The sequence below is a fragment of the Marinomonas lutimaris genome, assembly GCF_019426345.1.
GTDB lineage: Bacteria > Pseudomonadota > Gammaproteobacteria > Pseudomonadales > Marinomonadaceae > Marinomonas > Marinomonas lutimaris.
Map to the genome: position 1 here is coordinate 150,782 of NZ_JAHLLW010000005.1, position 26,565 is coordinate 177,346.

Here is a 26,565-nt window from a genome sequence, read left to right on the forward strand (position 1 = left end):
AAGAATGATCTTACTATCCCGTTGTCTTCTTTTGAGTTTGTTTTTGCTGTCCAGCTTCGGCTGGGCGGCAGGTGAACCACAAACTCCGGAGGAGGCTAAACAGCAGATTCAGGCTTTACAGAAAGATCTGCAAAAGCTTAATAGCTGGTTGAAAGATATTAAGTCGGAGCGATCTGATGTGGAAAAGCAGCTTGAAGTCAAAGAGAAAGACATTCAGGAATTGCTTAAAAAAATTCAGAACATTCAAGAAAGCTTAAAAAAAGGTGAGCAGCAGCTGGGAGAATTGAGAGTACAGCAGCGAACACTTCAATTAAGTATTCAACAACAAAATGAACAAATAGCCGCCCAATTAAGGGCGGTTTATCGTTCCGGTAATGAAGAAAGTATCAAGCTATTGTTGAATGGTGATAGCTCTGAAGAAGCTCAGCGCTTGGTGCAATACAATCGTTATTTTTCCAATGCTAGACAGTCGCTTATTAATGGCTTTGTGACCGAAGTGAGTGATTTGAATTTGGTTGAAAAAAGCATTCGTAGCCATCGAGCTCAGCAAGCCAAAGAAGAAGCCGAATTAAAAGCAGAACGTAGCCGTCTTACTGGTCAACAAGCTGATCGACGCACTTTATTGGCTAAGTTAGACAGTGACTTAGCTAAGGGTGATAAACGCTCTAAACAATTAGTACAAGATCAGAAAAACCTACAGGATATGTTGAAACGTCTTGAAGAGGCGCTTGCTGACATACAAATCCCTGATCAAGATGTACCTTTCTCATCACAGCGTGGCAAATTGGTTCGCCCATTAAAAACACTGACTGAATTATCCTCTAATGGCAGTATCAACTTAGGTGGCGTTACATTGCGAGCTAAAGAAGGTGAGCCTGTTCATGCCATATTTTCTGGTCGAGTGGTGTTTTCTGACTGGATGCGAGGCTTCGGATTTTTACTTATTTTAGACCACGGTGATGGTTACATGTCATTATACGGTTACAACCAAAGCTTATTAAAAGAGGTCGGCGAATGGGTAGGGGCAAACGATACTATAGCTATGGTTGGTAGCACTGGTGGTCGTCCTGATCCAGCGTTGTTTTTTGCAATTCGACATAATGGTACGCCATTAAAACCACTTTCTTGGGTGAACGCAGGGTAGTTTACTTTACATACTTAGACCTTAAGCCAGTAAGAAATTCATAGGAAGAAACATGATCAATATTTTGCGTCAACGAATTCCCTTTTTATTTATGGTGTTATTGGTGCAGCCTGCTTTTTCTGCGCAGCCTCCTGTGGATGCTCAGGAAAAATCAAAGTTGCCTACTGCTGAAATTCAGTCTTTTGTAGAAACTTTTGAGACAATCCGGGAAGGTTATGTTGAAGTGATGTCTGATCAAGATATTCTTCATAAAGCGTTGAAAGGTATGGTCTCAGGGCTTGATCCACATTCTGAATATTTTACTAAGGCGGAATTGGTCGATTTTAATGAGCTGACATCCGGAAACTATGCAGGCATTGGTGTTGAAGTTGAGATGAAAGATAAACGTCTTACTATTGTGACGCCTGTTGATGGTTCTGCGGCAGCAGAAGCTGGAATTTTGCCCGGTGATGTGATTATTAAGATTGATAACACCTTAATAACGGATCTTGGTATGCAAGATATTGTCACTTTAATGCGTGGTGAAATTGGCTCTAAAGTGACCTTGGATATTGAGCGAAACGGTGAAGTTAAACATTATGAATTAACACGCCGCTTAGTAGAAGATACCAGTGTTACCGATAAATGGTTAGGTGATGGTATTGCGTATTTTCGTATTAGCCAGTTCCAAGGTGATAGTGCGTCAGAGTTTTATCAAGCCATTGATAAGCTTAAGAAAGAAGACAAAATCCAAGGCGTTGTTTTAGATTTGCGTAATAATCCAGGTGGTGTTTTACAAAGTGCTGTTGGGGTTGTGGATGCTTTTATAGATAAAGGCATGATTGTGTATACAAATGGTCGTCACGAATTGTCTAAAAGTCAGTTTGTTGCCACAGAGAAAAATACCCAATTCGATAATGTGCCTGTTGTAGTGTTAGTTAATGAAGGTTCTGCCTCAGCCTCAGAGATTGTTGCTGGCGCTTTGCAAGATCACCAACGTGCCGTGATTCTAGGTACAGAAACATTCGGTAAAGGTTCTGTACAAACCGTCGTCCCTCTTTCGAATGGTGACGCAGTGAAATTAACAACGGCTTTGTATTACACGCCCAATGGCCGTTCTATCCAAGCTCAAGGAATAACGCCTGATTTGATAGTTCCACAGGCGACTCTGACTTTTGATAAGGGGCAATTTTTTGTTAAAGAAGCTGAGTTAAAAGGACATCTGGGTAACGGAACGGGTGGCGAAGAGCGCACCAGTGCTGATGTGAAGTCTGATATTGGTGAGTTGGCTAAAACGGATTTTCAGTTATTCCAAGCAGTTACTATTTTGAAAACGCTGCCTAAGTTAGCGCAGAAATAGTAATTTTTTGATAAATATATTTTTTTGGTAAAAGCGCGCTTGTTTGATTTTAAGAAATTCCTAGTGGTTATATTTTGTCTGCTCGCCCTTCCTGGGTGTGCGGATGAGTTAAGTCGTACTCTTGATGACTCAGAAGCGGTACCTGTAGATAGGGTAGAGATGCTTGCCCTTGAAGCTGAGCAAGTAACAGAGGAGGATAGCGCGATTTTTTTTGAAGAACCCGTTGTCCTTCCTGAGCATTTAGGGCCCCTTTTAGCACCGCAAGAAGAAGAGCCTACAGAAGCATCAGGCTTTCCAGTAGAATCCTATTTCCCCGTATCGTCTAACAACTCTGTTTCGGTAGATGATTCTAGTGCTACGCCACCGAACACTTCGACTCAATCTAATTCCTCAGTATTGGAAGCTGCTAAGCCATGGACACCGGCGATTGTGCCTTTTCTAGATGCTCCTATTGATTACGAGTCAAAGCCTTTTAAATCATTTCCTAAAGTAGATCAGCAGCCTAATCACTCTAAAAAAGAAGGGGAGCCAGCTAAAATTTTAGCTGTTGATGTTCATCCTAAGATGCCGCGAATAGCCATTTTGATCGATGATTTGGGTTATAACCGCAACGGTATGGATTCATCGTTAATGCTGCCTACCGAGGTAGCTTTGGCGATATTACCCAGCACACCGTTTGCTATGCAGACGGCATTGACGGCGCAGAAACAAAAACGCATTACTCTTCTGCATGCACCGATGGAAAACCAGCGAGAGTTGAAGCTTGGTCCTGGTGGACTGTATGCCAAAATGACGGAGCATGAATTAAAAGAGACTCTGAGTAAGGACTTGGATGGCTTACCAGGGATACAAGGCGTCAACAATCATATGGGCAGTTTGCTAACAACCAAAGCAGACTCGATGAAGTGGGTAATGGAAACCCTTAAAGGTCGCTCACTGTTTTTTATAGACAGTCTAACTAGTCCTAAAAGTGTGGCCAAAAAAACAGCTCAAGACTATGGTTTAGAGACAGTCAGTAGAGATGTTTTTTTGGATAACATTCGCACTGAACAAGCTATCGATAAACAATTTTCTCGTTTAGTAAAGCTTGCAAGGAAGCATGGCAGCGCTCTGGCAATTGGGCATCCATATCCAGAAACTATGGCTTATCTTAAACAGCGTCTTAATCATCTAGAGCAAGATGGTGTTCGCTTAGTTCGTCTATCTGATCTATTAAGTGCTTCCCCATCAGAACCTGCTCTCAGCGACAAATAACCTAGAGATTCTGTTTTTTTTGATAGAGTCGGAGTTTTTTGATAAAAAATCCGACTTTTCACTAATTCATTAGCAGCTGATTTGTACTAAATTATAGTAAGTAGTTATTTTTTAGGATGGGTGTTATACATCTATTTTTGCCCTCTCATTTCGACCTCTTAATCTTTTGCTCCTGCTTAGTGCGACGCCCTCTCTTTGAAGTAGAAAAAACCATACAAACAAAAAAAATCAGTGATTAATTTTGCACTTTTTTAGGAATGTAGAGTTTTATCCAAGCTAATTACATTATTTATGCGCACTACTATTGACCAAAGTTTAGTCTGATATTAATGTGTAGCATTATAAAGGTGCACATTTTTTGAATAGTTGCTGTGAAAGTTCCATTATTAATGCCTTTTCTTTAGGGTTTAATTGTTGGAACGCTTCTTGCTTTTGAATAATAACGATAAAACACAAAACGAGTAGAGGCTTTTCTTATGTCAAATGCGGTTGTTAGAAAAACATTAATTTCTCTTGCTATTGCGGGTGCTGCGACACTTGCTCAAGCAGATGTAGTCATCGGTGTTGCTGGCCCTCATACAGGGGCTTATGCGGCTTTTGGTGAGCAATTATGGAAAGGGGCTGAAAAAGCGGCTGCAGATATCAATGCTGCAGGCGGTGTTAAAGGTGAAATGATTAAGCTTGTTAAAGCAGATGATGCTTGTGAGCCCAAACAAGCCGTGTCGGTTGCTAACCGTCTAGTTGACTCTGATGGTGCTGTGGCTGTCATCGGACACTTCTGTTCATCTTCTTCTATCCCTGCTTCAAAAATCTACGAAGAAGCTGGTGTTATCATGGTAACGCCTGCATCAACAAACCCAACACTTACCGACCAAGGTTTGCCAAACGTTTTCCGCGTATGTGGTCGTGATGATCAGCAAGGCGATGTGGCAGCAAGCTACATTGTAGATAAATTGAAAGCAAAACGCGTTGCTGTAATTCACGATAAAGACACTTATGGTAAAGGCCTTGCTGATGCTATGAAGTCAACGCTTAACGCTTACGGCTTGAAAGAAGTTATGTACGAAGGTTTGACTCGTGGCGAGAAAGATTTTAATGCCTTGATTACAAAAATTCGTTCTGTAGACGCGGATGTTGTGTATTTCGGTGGTCTTCACTCTGAAGCTGGCCCACTTGTTCGTCAGTTGCGCGAGCAAGGCTCTAAAGCAATCTTCATCTCAGGTGATGGCATCGTATCTGACGAGTTTGTTTCAGTTGCGGGTTCACCTGAATACGTAGACGGTGTATTGATGACATTTGGTGCGCCACCAACATCTTACCCATCTGGTAAAAAAGTCATCCAAGAGTTCCGCGACGGCGGTTATGAGCCAGAAGGGTACACTTTGTACTCTTACACTGCGATGCAAGTTGCTGTTGCAGCTCTAGCTAATAACAATTTAGATCCAATCAAAGGTGCTAAGTGGTTGAAGACTCATTCTGTTGACACCGTAATGGGTAAGAAAGACTTCGACGAAAAAGGCGATTTAACTGTTTCTGATTACGTTATGTATGAGTGGGATGCTCAAGGTAAATATCACGTAGTAGACTGATTTTTATTTAGTTCTTACATTTCAGTAATAACCGACTCATGTTTACCAGCCAAGGATTGCGCTGGTAAACATGCTCTCTATATTAAAAAAATTCCCACGAGGTCTTACGATGGATATCGTTCTCCAGCAGTTGGTAAACGGTCTTACCCTTGGTTCTGTTTATGGACTCATTGCGATCGGTTACACCATGGTGTATGGCATTATCGGCATGATTAACTTTGCCCATGGCGATGTTTACATGGTATCAGCTTATATCACCGCTATTGCTCTAGCTCTTTTAACTTTTTTCGGTATCGAATCTTTTCCTATTATTCTTGTCGGCACGTTGTTTCTTACTGTTGCCGTTACTGGTGCGTACGGGTGGGTGATTGAGCGTATTGCATACCGTCCACTGCGCAGCTCTAGTCGTTTATCTGTATTGATTTCTGCGATTGGTATGTCACTGATTTTGCAAAACTATGTGCAGCTTAGTCAGGGCGCTAACCAACAAGGTGTGCCGACTCTTTTAACCGGTGCATTGCGTTTTCACGTAGGTGATGGTTTTGTGCAGATCACTTACATGAAATTATTGATTTTGTTTATTTCCATCTTAGGCATGGGTGTTCTCACCTATGTTATCCAAAAAACAAAATTGGGCCGTATGTGTCGTGCTACTCAGCAAGACCGAAAAATGGCGTCTATTTTGGGTATAGATACTGACAAAGTTATCTCAACTGTTTTTGTTATTGGTGCTGTTATGGCGGCATTAGCTGGTGTGCTAGTTACGCTAGATTACGGTGCATTTGATTTTTATGTCGGCTTTATTATTGGTATTAAAGCCTTCACCGCAGCAGTGTTGGGCGGTATCGGATCTTTACCTGGAGCCATGCTAGGTGGGCTAATTCTTGGATTGTCCGAGGCTTTGTTTGCTGGGTTGATTAGTTCTGATTATAAAGATGTATTTTCATTCTCTTTATTAGTTCTCATTTTGATTGTTCGCCCAAGTGGCCTTCTCGGCAAACCTGAAGTGGAGAAAGTATAAATGAGCCAAGCTGTAGGAATAAATTTTAAGAAAAGTAGTATTGATGCCCTGATTGCCGGTTTTATGGCTCTTGTCTTGTTCGGCCCGATTGTCGGTGTTGTGCTAGATGGTTATGGTTTTAATACGGAATTTGTACGGGTAGCCTGGATGGTCGCCGCTGTTGCTGTTGGTCGTTTTGTTATGTCTAGTTTCTTTCAGACAGAAAAAGGCATCGCAATGGCTTTTCGTTATGCGAATAATGATGAAGGTGTAGAAGTTCTTAAGCCTGGACATAAGTCTAAAATGGTGTGGATTATTCCATTGGTGATAGTAATTGGTCTTTTAGTGCCTTTTATCGCATCAAAATATGTCCTTACCGTTGTTATTCTTGGTCTGATATACGTATTGCTAGGTCTTGGTCTTAATATAGTTGTCGGCTTGGCTGGCTTATTGGATTTGGGTTTTGTTGGCTTCTATGCCATTGGAGCCTACGGTTTAGCATTAGGTTATGAAAACCTTGGGCTTGGCTTCTGGTCAATGTTGCCGATTGCCGCGCTAATGGCTGCGGTTGCAGGCGCTATATTAGGCTTTCCTGTATTGCGAATGCATGGCGACTATTTGGCGATTGTTACACTAGGTTTTGGGGAGATAATTCGTCTTATTTTGACTAACTGGGCGTCTTTCACTCACGGACCAAACGGTGTTTCAGCGCCATTGCCAACTTTCTTTGGATTGGAGTTTAAGCGTCGATCCAGTGAGGGACAAACCTTCCACGAGTTTTTTAATATTCCTTATGATTCTGCTTATAAATACATGTTCATTTATATCGTATTGTTCGCGGTTGTGTGGGCTGTACTTTTTATCAAGCATCGTTTGGTGAAAATGCCAATTGGCCGTGCATGGGAAGCGCTTCGTGAAGATGAAATAGCGTGTCGTTCATTAGGTTTAAACCATGTATTGGTGAAACTTTCTGCCTTCATGTTAGGTGCATCAACTGGCGGTTTAGCTGGCGTGTTTTTTGCGACTTATCAAGGTTTTGTTAACCCTTCTTCGTTTACTTTCTTCGAGTCTGCTTTGATTTTGGCAATCGTGGTATTGGGCGGTATGGGATCCACATTAGGTGTTGTAATTGCCGCTTTCTGTTTGACTGTGTTACCTGAAATGCTAAGAGAATTCGCAGAATACCGTGTCTTGATGTTTGGTATTTTGATGGTAGTGATGATGATTTGGAAACCTCGAGGTATTGTTCGTGTTACTCGAACAGGTTTTGCTGCGAGAAAAGGGGTGGTTAAATGAACCAAGAAAATATTTTAGCTGTTGAAAACTTGGTGATGCACTTTGGTGGTATTAAAGCGCTAAATGATGTGACTTTTGATATCAAGCGCGGTTCTGTATCGGCTTTAATTGGGCCAAATGGAGCGGGTAAAACCACTGTGTTTAACTGTCTAACAGGGTTTTATAAAGCGACTGGTGGTAAGATTCTTTTGTCGGCTGGCGGCAAAGAGACCAGCATCATTAAAGTGCTTGGCGAACCATTCCAGGTGACTGACTTTTTTTCTCCATTCGCATTTTTTGCTCGTCTTAAGTACAAAATGTTTGGAGGATCGCATCTTGTAAACCGTGCAGGATTGTCTCGTACTTTCCAGAATATCCGTTTATTCAAAGAGATGTCGGTAGTAGAAAACTTATTGGTTGCTCAGCATATGCGAGTAAATCGCAGCTTGATTGCTGGTATTTTGAATACGAAATCTTATAGAAAAGCTGAAGAAGAAGCGCTTGAGCGTGTCTTTTATTGGTTGGGCGTTGTGGATCTGGTGGATTCGGCTAACCGTTTGGCTGGTGAGCTTTCTTATGGTCAACAGCGTCGTTTAGAAATTGCTCGTGCTATGTGTACCAATCCTGAGATTGTTTGTTTGGATGAGCCTGCTGCAGGTTTGAACCCGTCTGAAACAGAAGCTTTGACCAAGATGATTCGTGTATTGCGTGATGAGCATAATACGACAGTATTATTAATCGAGCATGACATGGGGATGGTGATGGATATCTCTGATTACATCGTTGTGTTGGATCACGGTGAGGTAATTGCAAAAGGTGGTCCTGATGACATTAAGAGTAATCCAAAGGTTATTGCTGCTTACCTTGGTGCAGAAGAAGGCGAGGAGGTAACTCTATGACTACATTGATGGAATTTAAAGACGTTGACGTGCATTACGGCCCAATCCAAGCCTTGAAGAAAGTGTCTTTGACTGTGACCGAAGGTGAAATTGTAACTCTAATCGGAGCAAATGGTGCGGGTAAGTCTACCTTGCTGATGTCTATTTTTGGACAGCCGCGCATTTCTTCTGGTGAAATTATTTATCGTGGCGAAGATATTTCGCAAAAATCGGCTCACTATGTGGCGTCACATGGTTTGGCTCAATCCCCAGAAGGTCGTCGAATATTCCCTAGCATGTCAGTAGAAGAAAACTTGCTGATGGGGACGATTCCAATCGGTATGGATCATGCTGAAGAAGATATGCAGCATATGTTTGAGTTATTTCCTCGACTGTTAGAACGACGTAATCAGCGTGCCTCGACTATGTCTGGTGGCGAGCAGCAAATGCTTGCCATTGCGCGTGCACTAATGAGTCGCCCAAAATTGCTTTTGTTGGATGAGCCTAGTCTAGGTTTGGCGCCAATTATCGTTAAGCAAATTTTTCAGATTCTGAAAGACGTGGCAAGTACGGGGATGACAATCTTCTTGGTTGAGCAGAACGCCAATCACGCGCTAAAACTAGCTAATCGTGGTTATGTAATGGTGAATGGTGAAATTCGTATGACGGGAACTGGTGCGGAATTATTAGTTAATCCTGAAGTGCGTGAAGCCTACTTAGGTGGTCATTAAAGGCATCTCAATTACGATTTTTCCTGTAGAAGTGTTGAGTTCTACTGTTTAGATAAAAGCCACGCTTCATTATACAAATAATGAAGCGTGGCTTTTTTATAATTGTGGATAAAAATAAGGCTTTTGCACAGGAAGTTCGCTGAACGTCGTGTTTTAAGCTGTTTTTTAGCTATATTTGAGTGACGGTCTAATAAAATAAGAAAGGTTTAGGCTCTAATAAGGTTTAGGCTCTAAATAGCGTATCCGTCAAAATGTCTCGAACCTGTGAAGGTTGTGACGCTTCTCCGAGCGATGCATCAAAAATCGCATCTACTTTCTCACCAAAATACGCGTTCACTTCTTCTGCGCTCATGGCAGGCTCCAACCTAGCAGGATTCGCGGAAGTGGAAACAATAACCCCTTTAAAAGCTGCACACAGGCGCTGTACTGGCTCATGTTGAGATAGGCGTATTGCTACGCTTTGGTGTTCGCCTCTGACCCAGCTTGGAGTGATCGTCGTATCTGGAACAACCCAAGAGGTGGGGGTTTGATTACGGCTTAATAGGCGCAGTGCTGCTTTAGAGTCTAATGTATTTAGCCAAGGAGATAATTCCTCTTGTGCGCCCGCTACTAGAATGAGTCCCTTTGATTCTGGACGGGATTTAAGAGTCAAAATACGCCTTACTGCCGATTCATTGAACGGATCACAACCTAATCCCCAAACAGCTTCAGTTGGGTAAGCGATGACACCACCTTGTCGGATGATATCAGCAAGCTCTTCTACGGACGTTACAAGATGCATATAAATTGGCTTCTAAAAATATGAAAAACAAAAAACGCAGAGGAATGGATTGTAGCGGGATTTTTAAAATGGGGCTAGCAGGATGCCTTGCAATTAATGACCTAAACGCCATGTTTTAGTCGATAGAAAAGCATTCCTGCTAGTGAGCCTATAAATAGACTTTTTAACTCTGTTATTGCATTGAATCGATTTTTTCTTTGATTTCGCTGATTTTGCTATTCACTACTTTTTCTAAGTGTTCTAGTTCTTTAATCAAGTCAGCTTTTGTTGCTTTAGTTTCGTGCTGTTTGCCAACAATTTGCTCTAGCTCTTCCATTGCACGTAAAACGATAAGAGAAGGCTCTTGTACTTGTCGGTAAGTCTGTTGACCGCCATCTGCTAATACGGTTTTGGTTGAGCGACCAAATTTGAATTTTTTGCTTTTAGGAAGTAATGAGCCTTTTTCACGGCGGTAATAAATTTTTAGTACGTCGTGTCCGCCTTCGTAACGCAAAGTAAATTTTTCAATGTCCTGTATGCTTGTGATACCCATGGACTGAAGTGTTGGATACATAACTATTTTCCCGTTTATTAATGACCAATTAGTTGTCTTTAATTAGTAGGGGATTGCGTTCGTAAAAGCAAGTCAAAAATGGCAGAAAACTGAGATAATGCAGGCAAATTGCATATAGTTTTGCCTGCATTTATTTTCATGCATCTCAACTGATGCTAATCCTCATCTTGCTCAGCGTGGTCGATATTCAACTCTTTAATTTTACGAGTTAACGTGTTGCGCCCCCAGCCCAATAACAAAGAAGCATCACGGCGGCGTCCACCAGTATGAGCAAGTGCTGTCTCTATCATGATACGCTCAAACTTTGGTACAGCTTGGTCAAGAATACCTTTCTGGCCTGTTGCCAATGTGCTGTCCACCCAATTTTTAAGGGCTTCCTCCCATGAGGCGAACGGTTGTTCGTGAGGAACCGCAGCAAGTAATTCTGGTGGTAAATCTTCCACCAAAACTTCACGGCCTGATGCCATTACAATTAGCCAACGGCAGGTGTTTTCTAATTGGCGAACGTTACCTGGCCATTCAAGTTGAGTAAGGTAGTTTTCGGTTTCTTTAGTGAGTTGTTTTGGTTCAACGGAAAGTTCGTCCGCCGCACGGCTTAAAAAATGGCGAGCAAGTTTTGGAATGTCTTCGCGACGCTCAGCTAATTTAGGCAAATGAATACGGATGACGTTTAGGCGGTGAAATAAATCTTCACGGAAAGAGCCTTTTTGTACCAAGTTTTCTAAGTTCTGGTGTGTCGCAGCAATGATACGAACATCAACTTTTACTGGAGTATGACCACCAACACGATAAAACTCTCCATCGGCTAAAACGCGTAATAAACGAGTTTGTGTCTCAGCTGGCATGTCACCTATTTCATCTAGGAAAAGTGTACCGCCGTTAGCTTGTTCAAAGCGGCCACGACGTTGAGTATTGGCTCCCGTAAATGCGCCTTTTTCATGACCAAATAACTCAGACTCGATTAAGTCGTGTGGAATGGCTGCCATGTTTAAAGCGATAAAAGGATTGGCAGCTCTAGGGCTGTGGGTATGTAGTGCTTGTGCAACTAATTCCTTACCTGTTCCAGATTCGCCGTTAATTAAAACGGTAATATTTGAATTTGCAAGACGGCCAATAGCTCGGAAAACTTCCTGCATAGCTGGCGCTTCGCCAATGATTTCTTTATCAACTTGTGGCTCTTCTTCTGCCACTTCCATGTTATCAGTGCTAGGTCTGGCGTTACGGTGATGCAGCATGGCACGCTTAACAAGACTAACTGCTTCTTCTACGTCGAAAGGTTTAGGTAAATATTCAAAAGCACCACCTTGGTAAGAAGCAACAGCGCTCTCAAGATCTGAGTGCGCTGTCATAATAATAACAGGTAAATAAGGGTGATCTTTTTGCAATTTTTCGAGCAGTTTTAAGCCATCCATGCCTGGCATGCGTATGTCGCTGATAATGGCACTTGGTTGCTCTTTATCAATCATGTTGACTAGATTTTCTGCGGAATCAAATAAACGACATTGGATTCCCTCTTGCTCTAATGTCTTCTCTAATACCCAGCGAATAGAACGATCGTCGTCAACAATCCATACGGTTTCTTCTGGTGTCATGAGTGTTTCTCCTGGTCTTGGACTGTCGTCTCAATGGGAATTAATATATTAAATTCGGTCATTTTCGGGTAACTGTTGCATTCAACAATGCCATGGTGCTGATGAATAACGGATTGTGCGATGGACAGTCCTAAGCCTGTTCCATCGGCTCGTCCGCTGACCATGGGGTAAAAGAGGGTTTTGAGAATGGCTTCTGGTATACCTGGTCCATTATCAATAATACTGATTTTACACACTAAGCGATGGCGTTTAGAGCCAATAGTGAATTGACGCAATGTTCGGGTCACCATGTGAATCGTTTTATGGTGATTATCTTCATCATCCATTAGGGCTTGCATGGCGTTTCTGGTGATATTCAGCAACGCCTGTATTAACTGAGATTCGTCACCAATCAGATCTGGAATACTTGGATCGTAATCACGAATCAGTTCAATTTGATTCTCTGTTTCAACGGAAATAAGCTGTCTAACACGCTCAATTACTTTATGGATATTGAGTGATTTGTTTTTAGGCAGTTGCCTCGGCCCTAACAAACGATCGACAAGGTCACGTAAACGATCCGATTCTTCAATGATTACTTGTGTGTAGTCGTTTAGGGCTTCGTCAGTGAAGGCGCGACTAATCAATTGTGCCGCGCCACGAATTCCACCCAATGGGTTTTTAATTTCATGTGCTAAGCCGCGAACCAGCTCTTTGCTGCTTTCATGATTCGCTATGATTTCATCTTCTTGTGAGATGCGTTTCATTCTGTCGCGTGGGTACAGTTCTATAATGAGACTTTCGGTATCGCTTGATGTCCCCATTATTGGTGTGACGGTATAGTCACAAAAGAGTTTTTTGCTGTTGCTACATTCAATTTCAGCCTCACGTTTAGTAAACGGGTGGCCAGATTCTATTGCTGCATACAGAGCTTGAATACTTTCTTCGTTTTCGCGAAAAGCGGCGCCAATATCATTGCCATAAATTCGGCGTCGGCTCACCGCCAGCAACATTTCGGCTGCAGGATTTAGATACTCGATCTCAAGCTTGTCGTTCAGTTGAACAACCGCAGTAGATAAATGGTCTATTAATAAGCTATACACAGACAGTGCCTCTCTATTGACTCCTGCTTTTATGGTTTCCTTGAAAAATAGTTGCAAAAAGCGAACCAACATTGGGCAGTCCGAGATAGCTTATTTATTAAGGCCTTTGTATTAACTATAAAAGTTTAATGCACAATTATAGTGCATGTAGGTGTTCGTGTTTATTTTTGTGCAAAATAAATCAACGGATAAAAAAAGATTGGTAAGAAAAGTGTTTAAATAATCGTAAAAAAAAAGCCCCGAACTAGGTCGAGGCTTTCGTGTTTTACTTAGCGGTCTAAAATATTAAGCGCTGTAGTAAAGTTCGAACTCAAGTGGGTGAGTCGTCATAGATACGCGACGAGCTTCGCCAGTTTTAAGTTCGATGTAAGCATCGATCATGTCATCAGAGAATACGCCGCCTTGAGTCAAGAACGCGCGATCTTCGTCTAGGCACTTAAGCGCTTCTTCTAGGCTGCTAGCAACCTGTGGAATGGCATGAGCTTCTTCAGCTGGAAGGTCGTACAAATCTTTGTCTGCAGCATCTCCAGGGTGAATCTTGTTTTTGATGCCGTCGATACCAGCCATCAACATAGCTGCGAATGCTAGGTATGGGTTAGCGGTTGGATCAGGGAAACGAGCTTCAATACGTTTGCCTTTAGGGCTTGCAACGTATGGGATACGGATAGAAGCAGAGCGGTTACGCGCAGAGTATGCAAGCATTACTGGAGCTTCGAAATGAGGAACAAGACGCTTGTAAGAGTTAGTTGAAGCATTAGTGAATGCGTTCAATGCTTTAGCGTGCTTGATGATACCACCGATGTAGTAAAGCGCCATTTCAGATAGGCCAGCGTATTGATCGCCAGCGAATTGGTTTTCGCCGTTTTTCCAGAAAGACTGGTGAACGTGCATACCAGAACCGTTGTCACCAACGATTGGTTTAGGCATGAAAGTCGCAGTTTTGCCGTAAGCGTGAGCTACGTTGTGTACGCAGTACTTAAGAATTTGAACTTCGTCTGCTTTTTTAACTAGCGTGTTAAATTTAACACCGATTTCGTTTTGACCAGCAGTTGCTACTTCGTGGTGATGCACTTCAATAACAAGGCCCATACTCTCCATAGCGTTACACATAGCGCCACGAAGATCGTGATGAGAGTCAACTGGTGGTACTGGGAAATAGCCGCCTTTTACGAAAGGACGGTGGCCCATGTTGCCGCCTTCAAATTTCTTGTTAGAAGACCAAGCAGCTTCTTCAGAGTTGATTTCTACAGAACAACCTGACATGTCTGTTTTCCATTTAACATCGTCAAAGATGAAAAATTCTGGCTCTGGACCAAAGAAAGCTGTGTCGCCAAGACCTGTCGACTTAAGGAACTCTTCTGCGCGAAGGGCAACAGAGCGAGGGTCGCGGTCATAACCTTGCATAGTAGAAGGTTCGATGATGTTACAACGAACGATAACAGTTGATTCTTCAGTGAAAGGATCGATAACGGCAGTATCATCTTGAGGAGACATGATCATGTCAGATTCGTTAATGCCTTTCCAGCCAGAGATAGATGAACCATCAAACATCTGGCCGTTTTCAAAAAACTCTTCATCTACCGTAATAGCTGGAATAGTTACGTGTTGCTCTTTACCTTTAAAGTCGGTAAAGCGAAGGTCAACCCACTTCGCGTCATGCTCAGCAATCAAGGCAAGGGTCTTGTTTGACATAGTTGTTCTCCAGTCGTAGTTAAAGCGAAATTATTTTTCGTTGTAAAAGGTGCTTTAATATTTAATACAAAGCGCCATTTGTCGAGTTATTTATCAAACAGATAGTAAGCATAACTTGTGCCAGAATTTTGTGCGGACTAACAATTCCTTATATTACAATAAGATAAGTGCTTTTTATTTTGTGGTGCACTTAATCGTAGCTAAATCCAGCCTTTAAAAAAGCTAATATGCACCATATTCGATCATCATTTTTGCTTTTTGTTCTATGTTGGTGCGCATTTAGCGTTTTCGTATCTACTGGCTTTTCTTTATACTATGCGCCTTTCCAATATCCGGTATAAATCGCACCCTCTATGAAATTTATTGTTAAGTTCTTTGCAGAAATCACTATTAAAAGTCGTCCAGTTAGAAAGGCTTTTATTAAACAGCTTCGACATAATGTTAAGTTGGTTCTTAAAAAACATGATGCCGATGTTGTTGTTTCTGGCAATTGGGATTTTATTGAAGTGTTTTCCGATAGGGATGAATTACGAGAAGACTTTATACAGGCTTTATCTAATATTGCCGGCATTGCCCATTTTCAGTTCGTCCGCGAATTTCCATTAGTAGATCTGGATGACATTGTAGAACAAGCCATCCTTTCTTATGGCGATGTTATTAAAGATGCGGTGTTTGCCGTTCGTGTCAAACGTGTTGGTCATCATGACTTCACATCAGTTGATGCAGAAAGACATATTGGCGGATGCTTAAAAGCGCGTTGTGGTGCCTTGGCTGTTCGCTTAAAAAATCCTGAAGTATTAGTGCCTATCGATATTCGTGATAATCGAGTGTGGATGATTGAACAACGTGTTGAGGGCCTTGGTGGTTATCCGCTTGGGTCGCAAGATTCAGTGTTGTCGTTAATGTCTGGTGGATACGATTCTACCGTGAGTTCCTTTCTGACCATGAGTCGAGGATTGAAGACACACTTTTGCTTCTTTAACCTTGGCGGTGATGCCCATGAGATTGGGGTAAAGCAAGTCTCTAACTTCATTTGGGAAAAATACGGTTCAGCGCTTAATGTTAAGTTTATTACTGTGCCTTTCGAGGCGGTTGTTGGTGAAATTTTAACTAAAGTCGATAACGCTGAGATGGGCGTGATCCTAAAACGTATGATGTTGCGAGCAGCCTCTCAGTTAATGTCAGAAGTCGGAGCAAAAGCCTTAGTGACGGGCGAAAGTGTTGCTCAAGTATCCAGCCAAACCTTGATGAATTTAAAAGTCATTGATCAGGTGACGGAAGAGTTAGTGCTTCGTCCTTTGATTACCACGAATAAGCAGGTCATCATAGATAAGGCTATTGAAATCGGAACTGCACCATTTGCGGCCAGTATGCCTGAATTCTGTGGTGTTATTTCTGTCAAACCAACCACTCGCGCTAAAATGCATCGTGTAGAGAAGCAAGAGTCTAATTTTGATTTTGCTGTATTAGAGCGCGCGATTGAAAACGCCCAGGTCATGTCTATTCAAAATGTAATGGACGATGTGGCGAAACAATATCAGGGTGAAGTGCCCGTTGTGCGTATGCCAGTGGGTGATGAAGTGATTATTGATATTCGCCATCCTGATGAAGCAAGCAACCGACCTTTAAAAGTAAGTGGTCGTCCTGTCAAAGTGATTCCATTTTTTGCGCTAGAATCTAATTGGGCTGAATTAGAAAAAGATGTGACGCATTTGTTGTACTGCGGCAAAGGTGTCATGAGTCGTATGCATGCTTCTTACCTTTTAGGTAAAGGGCATGAAAATATAGGTATTTACTTACCTTAATAAGTACTAATGAACGGTAGCATTTTTGTAGTATATGAATGTTATCGTTTTATATGAATGCGCATTGTTACCCTATTGAAGTATTTTTGTGGACTTTTTTTGTCACTTTAATGGGATATTTATCAATATAAGGGTACAATTGCGCCAATTTTACCCCGCACCAAGATCCGAGACGCTTGAAGAGCATATCTGCCCGTATCAAGCGGCGGTATATCTTTTTGCTCACGCTAAATGCAGAGAACTATAAATGTCTAATGATATCAATAAGTTACGTAACGTAGCTATTATTGCCCACGTTGACCATGGTAAGACTACCTTGGTTGATCAGCTATTAAGCCAATCTGGCACACTAGATCGTAAAGATCAAGGTTCTGAACGAATCATGGACTCTAACGATCAAGAGAAAGAACGTGGCATCACGATTTTGGCGAAAAATACGTCAATTATGTGGCACGACTACCGTATTAATATCGTAGACACACCTGGACACGCCGACTTCGGTGGTGAGGTTGAGCGTGTATTGTCTATGGTTGACTCTGTACTTTTGTTGGTTGACGCAGTTGATGGCCCAATGCCACAAACTCGTTTCGTAACATCAAAAGCATTTGAACGTGGCCTACGTCCTATTGTTGTTATCAACAAAATTGACCGTCCAGGCGCTCGTCCTGATTGGGTTATGGATCAGGTTTTTGATTTGTTTGATAGCCTTGGTGCAACTGAAGAGCAGCTAGACTTCCCTGTTATTTATGCATCTGCAATCAATGGTATTTCTGGTAATGACCCAGAAAACATGGCAGAAGACATGACGCCACTTTACCAAATGATCGTAGACAGCGTACCTGTTCCTGATGTTGATCCAGAGGGCATGTTCCAAATGCAGGTTTCTGCATTAGATTACGATGCTTATGTTGGTGTTATCGGTATCGGTCGCATTACCCGTGGTAGTCTGTCTCCTAACCAACAAGTAGTTGTAAAATCTGCTGACGGTAAAGAGCGTAAAGGTAAAGTTCTTAACGTTAAGGGCTACCATGGTCTAGCGCGTGTTGATACAAACAAAGCTGGCGCTGGTGATATCGTTTGTATTACTGGTATCGACGGCCTAAGTATTTCTGATACTTTGTGTAATCCTGAGTGTGTTGAAGCGCTTCCTGCTCTAACAGTAGATGAGCCAACAGTAAGCATGACGTTCATGGTTAACGACTCTCCGTTTGCTGGTAAAGAAGGTAAATACATTACCACTCGTAATATCTCAGATCGTCTTGATCGTGAGCTTATCCACAACGTAGCATTGCGTGTTCGTCAAGGCGAAACACCTGATAAATTCATTGTTTCAGGTCGTGGTGAGCTTCATCTTTCTGTATTGATTGAAAATATGCGTCGTGAAGGCTTTGAGATGGGTGTTTCTCGTCCTGAAGTGGTTCAGAAAGAAGTAGACGGCAAAATTCAAGAACCATTTGAATTAGTGGTTATCGACGTTGAAGAACAGCATCAAGGTTCTATCATGGAAGAACTTGGCTTGCGTAAAGCTGAGTTAACTAACATGGAACCAGATGGTAAAGGTCGTGTTCGTCTTGAGTTCATGACGCCTTCTCGTGGCTTGATCGGCTTCCGTGGCTTGTTCCTAACACTAACTTCTGGTTCTGGTATCATGACCAGTGTATTTGACCATTATGGTCCAGTAAAAGAAGGTGATGTTGGTAGCCGCCAGAATGGTGTATTGGTCAGTATGGTGACTGGTAAAACAGCAGCGTTCGCTTTGTTTAACCTGCAAAGCCGTGGTCGTTTATTCTTGGGTCACGCGGTTGAAGTATATGAAGGTCAAGTTATCGGTCTTCACTCACGTGATAATGACTTAACTGTTAACCCAGTTAAAGGTAAACAGTTAACTAACATGCGTGCCTCTGGTACAGATGAAGCATTGACTTTGACTCCACCGATTCGTCATACACTAGAGCAAGCGCTTGAGTTTATCGAAGACGATGAATTGGTAGAAGTAACACCAGAAAGCATTCGTATTCGTAAGAAATTATTGACTGAAAACGAGCGTAAACGCGCTGGTCGTAAGTAATAGTGTTCTTTTGATGTAATAGTATAAAGAGCAGCAGCAAATGAGTTCATGTAAATGAATTCGTGAGCGACATAAGCGCCTTCGGGCGCTTTTGTTTTTTCTGGACTTTGGTAAGGTTGTTGGCCTTATTTATCTGGGCAAGTATTGGGGAGAAGTTGGTGAAAGTCTTAGTGCAACGAGCCTTAAACGCAAGCGTTGTCGTTGATGGTGAAACCATTGGTGCGATTGATCATGGACAGCTTGTATTGATCGGTATAGAGAAAGGTGACACGGAAGATGATGTACAGCGATTAGCTGATAAGCTATTGAAATACCGCATGTTTGGTGACGAAGATGGCAAGATGAATCTAAATGTTCAGCAAGTTAATGGTAGTGTTTTACTGGTATCGCAATTCACCTTAGCTGCTGAAACTAAAAAAGGTTTACGTCCAGGGTTTTCCACGGCGGCTATTCCCGAAGAAGGAGAGCGCTTATTTAACGACTTTGTGAATAAGGTTCGTACTCAGTATGACAAGGTTGAAACGGGGCGTTTTGGTGCTGACATGAAGGTGTCTTTTACCAATGATGGCCCCGTTACTTTTATGTTAGATTAAGCTTTTATGCTGGATTAATTGTTTATTGATTCTGATAATGCTTTTAGTTTTGGTGCTTTTTGGATTTCGTCAGCGACTAATTTCGCAACCGCTTTAGCGCCTTGTTCTTGGAAATGGGTAATATCTGGTTTATCTAATCTACCGGTTCGGTCTTTGTAATAAGGGTATTTAGCTGGGTCGACCGCTAACCAATAATCTTTCCACTTATCCTCTCCTAGTCTATTAGCAAGCTCTATTGAACGTGTTTCTATATCTAATAAAATCGAGCTGTTTGCTTGGGCTGTGTCTTTAATGGTTTGGCTATAATTGCCAATAAAGGCAAATCCTTTGGTGTTATTTTGCTTAGTAAGGTGAGTAGAAATTACAGTGAATTTATCTTTTCCTTTCATAGTTTTCACCCGAGTTACGGGCGTTAGTAGAACTGGTGTGATTTGATGTAACTGGGCATAGTCAATAAAGATCTCCAGTGAGCGCTGGAATGAAAGGCTTTCTTGGCCTGCTGGTGCTTGTATTTGGCCATCGGCATCATTCGGATAGGTACAGGTGTTGGCGACATCATGAGGGCCGCGTCCAGCGCTGCTCGCGTCACATTTTTCGTCATTGTGACCAAATTGGATAAATAGATAGTCTCCATGACGCATCATGCTGCTGATGTAGCGAAACCAGCCTTGATTATAATAGGAGCGAGAGCTACGGCCAGATTGTGCGCCATTAATAACTTGTACTTTCGTGGCGTCAAAATTTTCTTGGAAGGTTTGTCCCCAGCCCATGCGTGGGGCAACGACTTGTGGGTAATTTGACGCTGTCGAGTCGCCAATGATAAATACTCTATGTGGAGCGAGATCGACCTGCTGCTGTTTATTTTGAGTGGCATTGAGATCAAACTCGGTCACTTTTCCTTTTAAATCAGGGACGAGTAGAGGTTGAAAAAAGCGATCCATTAAAGTGCTATCAGCCACTTCGCCAGTCTTAGTTTGATAATTTCGATTGCTCCACAGCCATTGTGTTAATTGAGCAAAGGCTGATTGCCACTCAGGCTCATAATGTACCGGATCGAAATGTTTTGGTAATCCTAACTCTTTTAAGCTGTCATCAAACCCTTGATGAAAACGCGCTACAGACAAAGCATATTCTATTGCCGAAAAGGCGAGTGGTAGTTTTGGGGAGGACACAACTTGTTGAGGACCTAAGTAACCCGATGCCGTTGCTGTATCCGATAAGATTAGGTCACTAAACGGATTAATATTGATATTAATGTTTTGCTCGAGTTGTGGCTTGGTCGGAGCATAGAGGGCAGCCATGCATATTCCGCGTAATGTGTTATTGCTTAAACAATCAGAGTTCTGTTCAGCTGCGGAGACGACGAAAGGCGGGATGAAGTCTTTTATTTTAAGTTGATAAGCTCCATGTCTATCTGTAGTGGTTGATGCCTTTTTACCATATTGATCGCTCAAGGTTATTTGGGCTGGAAATTTCATTAGATGGGCGCTTACAATGCCTTTGATAGTCGTGTTTTGGGTGGCCAGAAAAATCGGCTGCCAGCCATCAAGCATGTTATCAATGGTAAACTCAGCGGCTTCTTTATCACTCAGTTGAGGGCGATAGCCTTGTTTTGACGCGCCTGCTCCATAGCTTTTATATTCACTAAAACGCGCACCGTCTTCAGGTGTAAACCAAATAGATTGTCCATTGATGTCCTTGCCATGCATTTTATCCCAGCCATAGATGTGATCATCCATTTCTGTGTTGATAAAGGTGCTCGAGCCCATAGCAAACGGGTCGGCATAACGACCATCTTGGAAAGTAGTGGTTGGGTGCCAAGGGCGACCAAGAGCGTAGCTAGCTGCTGGAACGCGGCCGTCTTCTTTGATCAAGCGGCTGTTGATGAAGACTAAACCAAAAGCTTGTTTGTCATTAGTGCTTGGTGCTGTTAAATAACCTAAAGGAAGCTCTTTGTTTGGGCGATAACGTGCGACTATGTCGCTATTATCAAAAACCACCAAGCCGTTGCCGAAAATAAAATCGACAGTGCCGCTAATGCGAGAGTTATTGAAATAACTTCGGCCACCTTTGCTGTAAAAGGTATCTTGAAAGCCTTCTAGAGACACGTCATAGAAGGTTGATCTATCACTTTGTTTACCAAGCAATAAGGCGACGGCTTGAGTTTGCTTGATTCTACTTGGATCGTCTTTGGCTTTAGCGTCGTTTGTGAGGTAGTCAAAGTCGTTGCGAATGGTCAGGGATTGCGCCGCGAAATCTTTGCCGTTGATTTCGACGACTCGACTGCCTGAAGTGCCTATGTTCTTGCCATTATCATCTTTCATACCCGCTGCAATGGCTTTGGCTATGATAGTTTTATCTCGTCCAGCACCAACAAAGTGCACGTTATCGCGATCAATAATGACTTGTTCGTTATAGAGTCCAGGCTTGATATATACGCTGTAAGTACTTTCATCTTCGGGAGCGTTTTTGAGAGCATCCTTGATGCTACTGTATTCACCTGCTTTTGGTGTGGGTGATACGACAGCTTGATATAAGCCAGTTGCATGAGATTGAAATGGTAGTAGTACACCGACAGTGGCGACTATGCCTATTGCAATAGAGTGTTTCATTGTTATCCCTCACATTTTTATTCTTATCTTGATTGGGTGTTGTGGTGCTTTTACTGCTTTTTGTAAAAGATCACTTTTTGTTCAAGGTAAGAATATAGCTGAAGGGAAATAATTGAAACAGTGTTTTGTTTATTTTTATGATGTTTTTCGTTTTTTTATGGCAATAAAAAACGCTTAAGGGATTAGTCTTAAGCGTTTTACGTATAGCGTGTGAATGAAGGTATTATTGTTGGCTTGCTTTGGATCTCTCGCTTTCTTCTTTTTCTTCGCTACCATCAACCACAACCTTTACAGTTCGGCCAGCAATGAGTCCAAGTTCGAATAACAGCCACATTGGGATAGCCAGCAAGGTTTGCGAAAAAATATCAGGTGGCGTTATGAGCATGCCGACAACGAAACAACCTAGAAAAATATAGGGGCGTTTCTTCGAGAGCGTCGCAACTGTGGTGACACCCGCCTTAATAAGTAAGTAGGTGGCAACAGGTATTTCAAAGGTCACGCCAAAAGCGAAGAACAGTTTTAAGACAAAGTTCAGGTAGTTATTAATGTCTGTCATAACGGTCACTTCACCAGGCCCGACAGTCGTGAAAAAGCCAAAAATCAATGGTAAAACGACGAAGTACGCAAACAGAACGCCAGCATAAAAAAGGAAAATACTGGAAACCAATAGTGGAATCGCAATTTGTTTTTCGTTTTTATACAGAGCTGGTGCAATAAAGGACCAAGCCTGAAAAAGAGTATAAGGAACCGATATTAGTACAGCGACGGCAAAGGTTAGCTTGAGTGGCGCAAGAAAGGGTGATGCTACTTCTGTTGCAATCAAGGAGCTACCAGGCGGGAGTAACAGTCGTAGTGGTTCAGAGACAATCAGATATAAATCATTGGCAAAAGAATATAAGCCGATGAAGAGGATAAGTATCGCCAGAACACACTTTAATAAACGATTTCTTAGCTCGATAAGATGAGCGACAAGTGGTGCTTGATTGGAAGAATCTGTACTCATAATGCGTCACATGTCCGCGCGTAGTTTAAATAATAGTTAGGTTCGAGAAGTCGTCGTTTCGGACGTTTTTTCGATTTCGTCCGTCAATTGGGCTTTAGCTGAGTCCGCATTATCTGCTGTTGCTGATTCATCCGTCATGGATAGTGGCGCTTCTTTTTCAATAGGTGCTGGAGCTATTTTTTCTGCTTTCGGCTTCTCGGTGGTTTTCGTGGACTCTAATTCATCCCTTTTCGTGTCGTAACCTTCAGGGTAGGGCGTAATGGTATTTTGAATCGCTTGGCCTTCTTTCAAAAGGCGCTGATTGGTCTCGTTAATTTTCTGTTGCAGCTCTTCATGATCCAGTTGTGCATTAATTTCTCTTTGCACTGAACTGATACTGCGACGAATTTTACGAACCCATAGTCCTGCCGTTTTCGCGGCATGGGGTAAGCGTTCAGGGCCAAGAATCAAAAGACCAACGACAAAAACAACAAGCAGTTCAGAAAAGCCAATGTCGAACACAGATTAGGCGCTCTTATCGTCTTTTTTAACGTCAGCATCAATTACTTTATGCTGGGCTGTTTTTTCTTCTTCGGTACTGCTGTCTTTATCTACTGCTTCTTTAAAGCCTTTGACTGCACCACCTAGATCAGAACCGAGGTTCTTGAGTTTTTTGGTACCAAAAATTAGTACAAGAATGGCCAAAACGATTAATAATTGCCAAATACTGATTCCGCCTAACATAAATTACTCCTATTGCTTATTTGGTTCGACTGGCTTTTTCGTCTAAGCCAGACAAGTTAAATCTACGTGCTAGTTCATCGAGTATAGCATCTGGGCCAATATCTAAATGAGATAACATGACAAGTGTGTGAAACCATAGGTCTGCAGTTTCATAAATCAAATCGGATTTATCACCAGATATGGCAGCATCTTTTGCTGCAATAATGGTTTCAATGCTTTCTTCGCCTACTTTTTCTAGGATCTTATTTAACCCTTTTGCATGCAGACTAGCAACATAAGAAGAGTCTGCGGCGGCGGCTTTACGTTGTTCTAGTGTGGCTGCTAATTCAGCCAATACGTCGGATTTCATTATAGTCTCTCAAAGGTTACGGTTTTAAGACAAGCAGGTAAAGTCCTACTAAAAACAGTCCTAAACTGGTTAAATCAGCGTCTTTTATATGGGTTAAAGAAGCAGGGTCAGTAATAACCCAAGCAGCACCTAAGCTTAATATTCCTAGTAATCGGAAAGGCGTATTTTGTCGGCCTTTTTTCAGTTCCTTGCCCAGTTCTTCTATTGCCACAGTCTGTGCTTGCATACGCTCTTCTTGGTGCGACATTTGCGATAATGCAGTAAATACTAAATTCGGAATTTGTGGTAATTGACCTGCCCATTGTGGTGCTTGTTTGCGGACTTCTTCCATCACGCGTTTTGGCCCCATTTGTTCTCGCATCCAGCGTTCTAGGAAGGGCTTAGCTGTTACCCATAGATCCAAGTCTGGATAAAGCTGGCGACCCAAGCCTTCAATATTTAGCAGTGTTTTTTCTAATAGAACTAACTGGGGTTGCACTTCCATATTAAATCGTCGTGCGGTTTGGAATAAACCAATCAGTACTTGCCCAAAAGAAATGTCTTTCAGCGGTTTGGCAAACATAGGTTCACAAACACTACGAATAGCAGATTCGAAAGCATGTACTGGCGTGCCTTTAGGTACCCAGCCACTTTCAACATGAAGTTCTGCCACCATGCGATAATCTCGCTGGAAGAACGCTAATAAATTACGCGCCAAATAGCTTTTATCTGCGTCATCTAGGCTGCCCATGATTGCGCAGTCAATGGCGATATATTTAGGCTTCTGTGGATTTGTGACATCGACAAAAATATTGCCAGGGTGCATGTCCGCATGGAAAAAACTGTGCGAAAAAACTTGAGTGAAAAAGATCTCCACGCCACGTTCTGCCAAGCATTTCATGTCGACATTTGCTTTGTTAAGTGCCGCAATGTCGGCTACCGGAATGCCAGAAATGCGTTCCATAACCATAACGTTACGGTGACTGTAATCCCAATAAACTTGAGGCACATACAGCAAGTCTGAATTGGTAAAGTTGCGTTGTAACAAGCCTGTGTTGCCAGCCTCTTTGGCAAGATCCAATTCATCAAGAATGGTGTATTCGTAATCTGTTACCACTTCAACCGGTCTTAAGCGACGGCCATCTGCGCTTAAATTGGCAACAAGATGCGCCAAAGTGTAGAGCAGGCTTATATCTTTACTGATGGTTTTTTCAATTTTCGGACGAATCACTTTAACAACCACGTCTTCGCCAGAATGCAATTTAGCCGTATGGACTTGTGCAATGGACGCAGAGGCGAGAGGTGTTGCCGAAAATTCAGCGAACAGTTCAGAAACCGGAGCTTTTAAATCTCTTTCGATAATAGCTTGAGCGATGTGGCCTGGAAAGGCTGGCACTTTGTCTTGCAGCTTCGCCAGTTCATCGGCGATATCATCGTCTAGCAAATCTCGGCGTGTTGATAATATTTGTCCAAACTTAACAAAAATAGGGCCAAGAGATTCTAATGCCAAGCGAAGGCGCTCGCCTTTATTTTTGCTGGCACGCTTGCGACCAATTGAGCAAACAAGGCCAAGCGTGTAGCGAATATACCAAGGCAAAATAGCGAATGGAATAAACACATCAAGACGAAAACGCATTACTGTATATAGTATGCGCAGTAAACGGAAAGTACTGATCAACATGGCTAGAATTTAAATCCTTTATGAAGCGCAACAATGCCGCCTGTTAAATTTTGGTAGCTGGTGCGTTCAAATCCGACTTCATCCATCATGCCTTTCAGGGTTTCTTGGTCAGGATGCATACGGATAGATTCGGCAAGGTAACGGTAGCTGTCGGCGTCATTTGCAATCAATTTGCCCATTGCAGGTAGTAGGCGGAAAGAGTATTGATCATAAACTTGAGATAAAAGCTCTGATTCTGGCTTAGAAAATTCCAAAACTAATAGACGACCACCGGGCTTCAATACGCGATACATAGAGGCAAGGGCTTTAGATTTGTCAGTGACGTTGCGCAAACCAAATGCAATGGTAATGCAGTCGAAAGTGTCATCAGGGAAGGGAAGTGCTTCAGCATTGGCTTGAACGAATTTTACGTTACCAACAATGCCTTGATTGGCGAGCTTGTCACGGCCAACTTTCAACATGGAGTCGTTGATGTCGGCAAGGATAACTTGGCCTTCGCTACCAACAAGGCGAGAAAATTTAACCGTCAAATCACCTGTGCCGCCAGCGATATCTAGGACGCTGTTGCCTGCGCGAACACCGGATTGACTAATAGTGTGTCGTTTCCAGAGACGGTGAATACCACCGGACATCAAATCATTCATAATGTCGTATTTTGCGGCTACGGAATGAAAAACTTGCGCGACGGCTTTTACTTTCTCATCAGTTGGGATTTCTTTGAAGCCAAAGTCGGTGGTTTTTTTCTGATCGTCTTGCATAAACTACTTCATCCTAGTGGCGGCATCGCTCGCCATTATCTTTATTGAATAGCCTTATTGAAAAGCTTGATTTAATCGCTTTAT

General features: G+C 42.4%; 23 protein-coding genes. 11 read left to right on the forward strand and 12 right to left on the reverse strand.

Annotated elements, in window-relative coordinates; translation table 11 throughout:
* Positions 1–4 precede the first annotated feature (4 nt).
* From KPL72_RS08270 to KPL72_RS08305, 8 genes are all read left to right on the forward strand, one after another.
* Positions 5–1,144: a murein hydrolase activator EnvC family protein gene (locus tag KPL72_RS08270; protein ID WP_219702436.1), complete on the forward strand. Its 1,140-nt coding sequence runs from the start codon at positions 5–7 to the stop codon at positions 1,142–1,144.
* A gap of 52 nt (positions 1,145–1,196) precedes the next feature.
* Complete coding sequence (locus KPL72_RS08275) at positions 1,197–2,483, forward strand: S41 family peptidase (protein WP_219702437.1); 1,287 nt, start codon at positions 1,197–1,199, stop codon at positions 2,481–2,483.
* 63 nt (positions 2,484–2,546) lie between these two features.
* Positions 2,547–3,737, forward strand: coding sequence for a divergent polysaccharide deacetylase family protein (locus KPL72_RS08280; RefSeq protein WP_346729503.1), 1,191 nt, complete (start codon positions 2,547–2,549; stop codon positions 3,735–3,737).
* A 476-nt stretch (positions 3,738–4,213) separates the two neighbouring features.
* Positions 4,214–5,326, forward strand: coding sequence for a branched-chain amino acid ABC transporter substrate-binding protein (locus KPL72_RS08285; protein WP_212917620.1), 1,113 nt, complete (start codon positions 4,214–4,216; stop codon positions 5,324–5,326).
* Between the two features lie 109 nt (positions 5,327–5,435).
* Positions 5,436–6,347 carry an ABC transporter permease subunit gene (locus KPL72_RS08290; RefSeq protein ID WP_011978557.1) on the forward strand — a complete coding sequence of 304 codons (912 nt, stop codon included), beginning with the start codon at positions 5,436–5,438 and terminating at the stop codon, positions 6,345–6,347.
* Complete coding sequence (gene livM, locus KPL72_RS08295; RefSeq protein ID WP_212917621.1) at positions 6,348–7,622, forward strand: high-affinity branched-chain amino acid ABC transporter permease LivM; 1,275 nt, start codon at positions 6,348–6,350, stop codon at positions 7,620–7,622.
* Complete coding sequence (locus tag KPL72_RS08300; RefSeq protein WP_212917622.1) at positions 7,619–8,500, forward strand: ABC transporter ATP-binding protein; 882 nt, start codon at positions 7,619–7,621, stop codon at positions 8,498–8,500. Before livM ends, KPL72_RS08300 begins: the two co-directional genes overlap by 4 nt.
* The gene (locus KPL72_RS08305; RefSeq protein ID WP_072838944.1) at positions 8,497–9,210 is read left to right on the forward strand and encodes an ABC transporter ATP-binding protein; all 714 of its coding nucleotides are present in this window, start codon (positions 8,497–8,499) and stop codon (positions 9,208–9,210) included. The genes KPL72_RS08300 and KPL72_RS08305 overlap by 4 nt, the downstream gene beginning before the upstream one ends.
* 223 nt (positions 9,211–9,433) lie before the next feature.
* Here the strand turns inward: KPL72_RS08305 and tsaC are convergent, their stop codons facing one another.
* The 5 genes from tsaC to glnA all read right to left on the reverse strand — a co-directional run bounded on the left by tsaC (position 9,434) and on the right by glnA (position 14,910).
* Positions 9,434–9,991: an L-threonylcarbamoyladenylate synthase type 1 TsaC gene (gene tsaC, locus KPL72_RS08310; RefSeq protein WP_219702438.1), complete on the reverse strand. Its 558-nt coding sequence runs from the start codon at positions 9,989–9,991 to the stop codon at positions 9,434–9,436.
* A 172-nt stretch (positions 9,992–10,163) separates the two neighbouring features.
* Complete coding sequence (locus tag KPL72_RS08315) at positions 10,164–10,544, reverse strand: DUF3461 family protein (RefSeq protein ID WP_212917624.1); 381 nt, start codon at positions 10,542–10,544, stop codon at positions 10,164–10,166.
* Positions 10,545–10,699: 155 nt separating this feature from the next.
* Entirely contained in the window at positions 10,700–12,136 is a 1,437-nt protein-coding gene (gene ntrC, locus KPL72_RS08320; RefSeq protein ID WP_212917625.1) for a nitrogen regulation protein NR(I), read from the reverse strand.
* Positions 12,133–13,218, reverse strand: coding sequence for a nitrogen regulation protein NR(II) (gene glnL / locus KPL72_RS08325; RefSeq protein ID WP_212918832.1), 1,086 nt, complete (start codon positions 13,216–13,218; stop codon positions 12,133–12,135). The genes ntrC and glnL overlap by 4 nt, the downstream gene beginning before the upstream one ends.
* Before the next feature lie 285 nt (positions 13,219–13,503).
* Positions 13,504–14,910 carry a glutamate--ammonia ligase gene (glnA, locus tag KPL72_RS08330; protein WP_212917626.1) on the reverse strand — a complete coding sequence of 469 codons (1,407 nt, stop codon included), beginning with the start codon at positions 14,908–14,910 and terminating at the stop codon, positions 13,504–13,506.
* 353 nt (positions 14,911–15,263) lie between these two features.
* On the opposite strand from glnA, the gene thiI reads away from it, so the two are divergent.
* From thiI to dtd, 3 genes are all read left to right on the forward strand, one after another.
* Complete coding sequence (gene thiI, locus KPL72_RS08335; protein WP_212917627.1) at positions 15,264–16,715, forward strand: tRNA uracil 4-sulfurtransferase ThiI; 1,452 nt, start codon at positions 15,264–15,266, stop codon at positions 16,713–16,715.
* 247 nt (positions 16,716–16,962) lie between these two features.
* Positions 16,963–18,783, forward strand: a complete 1,821-nt coding sequence (gene typA, locus KPL72_RS08340) for a translational GTPase TypA (RefSeq protein WP_212917628.1) — start codon at positions 16,963–16,965, stop codon at positions 18,781–18,783.
* A 158-nt stretch (positions 18,784–18,941) separates the two neighbouring features.
* Positions 18,942–19,376, forward strand: a complete 435-nt coding sequence (gene dtd / locus KPL72_RS08345; protein ID WP_219702439.1) for a D-aminoacyl-tRNA deacylase — start codon at positions 18,942–18,944, stop codon at positions 19,374–19,376.
* Positions 19,377–19,390: 14 nt separating this feature from the next.
* On the opposite strand, the gene KPL72_RS08350 is transcribed toward dtd, so the two are convergent.
* From KPL72_RS08350 to ubiE, 7 genes are all read right to left on the reverse strand, one after another.
* Entirely contained in the window at positions 19,391–21,988 is a 2,598-nt protein-coding gene (locus KPL72_RS08350; RefSeq protein ID WP_219702440.1) for a pectinesterase family protein, read from the reverse strand.
* Between the two features lie 223 nt (positions 21,989–22,211).
* Positions 22,212–22,991 (reverse strand): twin-arginine translocase subunit TatC, encoded by a 780-nt coding sequence (gene tatC, locus KPL72_RS08355; RefSeq protein WP_212917631.1) that lies wholly within the window; start codon positions 22,989–22,991, stop codon positions 22,212–22,214.
* Between the two features lie 36 nt (positions 22,992–23,027).
* On the reverse strand, positions 23,028–23,492 hold the full coding sequence (gene tatB / locus KPL72_RS21195; RefSeq protein WP_346729504.1) for a Sec-independent protein translocase protein TatB: 465 nt from the start codon (positions 23,490–23,492) through the stop codon (positions 23,028–23,030).
* Positions 23,493–23,495: 3 nt separating this feature from the next.
* Positions 23,496–23,714: a Sec-independent protein translocase subunit TatA gene (gene tatA, locus KPL72_RS08365; protein WP_219702441.1), complete on the reverse strand. Its 219-nt coding sequence runs from the start codon at positions 23,712–23,714 to the stop codon at positions 23,496–23,498.
* 16 nt (positions 23,715–23,730) lie between these two features.
* The gene (locus tag KPL72_RS08370; RefSeq protein ID WP_219702442.1) at positions 23,731–24,063 is read right to left on the reverse strand and encodes a phosphoribosyl-ATP diphosphatase; all 333 of its coding nucleotides are present in this window, start codon (positions 24,061–24,063) and stop codon (positions 23,731–23,733) included.
* A 16-nt stretch (positions 24,064–24,079) separates the two neighbouring features.
* On the reverse strand, positions 24,080–25,723 hold the full coding sequence (gene ubiB, locus KPL72_RS08375; RefSeq protein WP_219702443.1) for a ubiquinone biosynthesis regulatory protein kinase UbiB: 1,644 nt from the start codon (positions 25,721–25,723) through the stop codon (positions 24,080–24,082).
* A 2-nt stretch (positions 25,724–25,725) separates the two neighbouring features.
* On the reverse strand, positions 25,726–26,481 hold the full coding sequence (gene ubiE / locus KPL72_RS08380) for a bifunctional demethylmenaquinone methyltransferase/2-methoxy-6-polyprenyl-1,4-benzoquinol methylase UbiE (protein ID WP_212917634.1): 756 nt from the start codon (positions 26,479–26,481) through the stop codon (positions 25,726–25,728).
* Between the last annotated feature and the right edge of the window lie 84 nt (positions 26,482–26,565).

Bases quoted from the DNA above. Each gene is read 5' to 3' on its own strand.
- livM (WP_212917621.1), top strand. From the start codon at position 6,348: ATGAGCCAAGCTGTAGGAATAAATTTTAAGAAAAGTAGTATTGATGCC.
- KPL72_RS08285 (WP_212917620.1), top strand. From the start codon at position 4,214: ATGTCAAATGCGGTTGTTAGAAAAACATTAATTTCTCTTGCTATTGCG.
- KPL72_RS08370 (WP_219702442.1), bottom strand. From the start codon at position 24,063: ATGAAATCCGACGTATTGGCTGAATTAGCAGCCACACTAGAACAACGT.
- tatC (WP_212917631.1), bottom strand. From the start codon at position 22,991: ATGAGTACAGATTCTTCCAATCAAGCACCACTTGTCGCTCATCTTATC.
- KPL72_RS08270 (WP_219702436.1), top strand. From the start codon at position 5: ATGATCTTACTATCCCGTTGTCTTCTTTTGAGTTTGTTTTTGCTGTCC.
- thiI (WP_212917627.1), top strand. From the start codon at position 15,264: ATGAAATTTATTGTTAAGTTCTTTGCAGAAATCACTATTAAAAGTCGT.
- ntrC (WP_212917625.1), bottom strand. From the start codon at position 12,136: ATGACACCAGAAGAAACCGTATGGATTGTTGACGACGATCGTTCTATT.
- tsaC (WP_219702438.1), bottom strand. From the start codon at position 9,991: ATGCATCTTGTAACGTCCGTAGAAGAGCTTGCTGATATCATCCGACAA.
- KPL72_RS08275 (WP_219702437.1), top strand. From the start codon at position 1,197: ATGATCAATATTTTGCGTCAACGAATTCCCTTTTTATTTATGGTGTTA.
- KPL72_RS08305 (WP_072838944.1), top strand. From the start codon at position 8,497: ATGACTACATTGATGGAATTTAAAGACGTTGACGTGCATTACGGCCCA.
- KPL72_RS08290 (WP_011978557.1), top strand. From the start codon at position 5,436: ATGGATATCGTTCTCCAGCAGTTGGTAAACGGTCTTACCCTTGGTTCT.
- KPL72_RS08315 (WP_212917624.1), bottom strand. From the start codon at position 10,544: ATGTATCCAACACTTCAGTCCATGGGTATCACAAGCATACAGGACATT.
- ubiB (WP_219702443.1), bottom strand. From the start codon at position 25,723: ATGTTGATCAGTACTTTCCGTTTACTGCGCATACTATATACAGTAATG.
- glnA (WP_212917626.1), bottom strand. From the start codon at position 14,910: ATGTCAAACAAGACCCTTGCCTTGATTGCTGAGCATGACGCGAAGTGG.
- KPL72_RS08350 (WP_219702440.1), bottom strand. From the start codon at position 21,988: ATGAAACACTCTATTGCAATAGGCATAGTCGCCACTGTCGGTGTACTA.
- tatA (WP_219702441.1), bottom strand. From the start codon at position 23,714: ATGTTAGGCGGAATCAGTATTTGGCAATTATTAATCGTTTTGGCCATT.
- ubiE (WP_212917634.1), bottom strand. From the start codon at position 26,481: ATGCAAGACGATCAGAAAAAAACCACCGACTTTGGCTTCAAAGAAATC.
- KPL72_RS08300 (WP_212917622.1), top strand. From the start codon at position 7,619: ATGAACCAAGAAAATATTTTAGCTGTTGAAAACTTGGTGATGCACTTT.
- typA (WP_212917628.1), top strand. From the start codon at position 16,963: ATGTCTAATGATATCAATAAGTTACGTAACGTAGCTATTATTGCCCAC.